Below are 532 nucleotides of genomic sequence, written 5' to 3'. Positions count from 1 at the left end.
GCGCGCCCGCACGCCGGCCTTCACGTTCACCGCTTCGTGCGTGATGCCCGCTTGCACGGCGAAGCGACGATACGCCGCGGCCCCGTCGCTGATCAGCAATACGTCGGCCGGCAAGACCGGCTTGAGGCACGCATGCAATTGCGCGACGGTCACTTGTCCTCGACCCGCATGAAAGTCCAGCGTCTGCCCATTGCGGTCGCGCGCGACGAGGAGGCAGTCGTATTCGCGATTGATCCCGCGCTGCCTGGCCACGCCGCCGCGCTTTCTCGGCGGCCGCGTCAGGTTGCGCGAACCCTTCTGTGACTCGAGTCGATAGGTTTCGTCCGCCTCGACGATGGCCGCCAACATCGGAGGACGGTCGCGCATCGCGCCGGGCACGAACCGGTGGCGCCACCTGAAACTGGTCGTCCGGTGCACGCCGGTCACGCGCGCGGCGTCGCGCACCGTGCGCGATTCCAGAATGGATTGCAGGAACGGTAGCCAGCACTCTTTCTTGCGTAGACGAGCGAGCGGCGTGCCGGTCAGGGCGTTA

1 protein-coding gene is annotated in these 532 nt (G+C 67.3%); it reads right to left on the bottom strand.

Translation table 11 applies throughout. The features are described from left to right. Nucleotides 1-532: IS1595 family transposase (locus ASC93_RS21420; RefSeq protein ID WP_157202061.1), on the bottom strand; the 532-nt coding region annotated here is incomplete at both ends.

The organism is Massilia sp. Root335 (genome assembly GCF_001425685.1).
Taxonomy (GTDB): Bacteria; Pseudomonadota; Gammaproteobacteria; order Burkholderiales; family Burkholderiaceae_D; genus Telluria; species Telluria luteola.
Note: the sequence above shows the minus strand (reverse complement) of the source record. Positions and strands in the feature narration are given on the sequence as shown.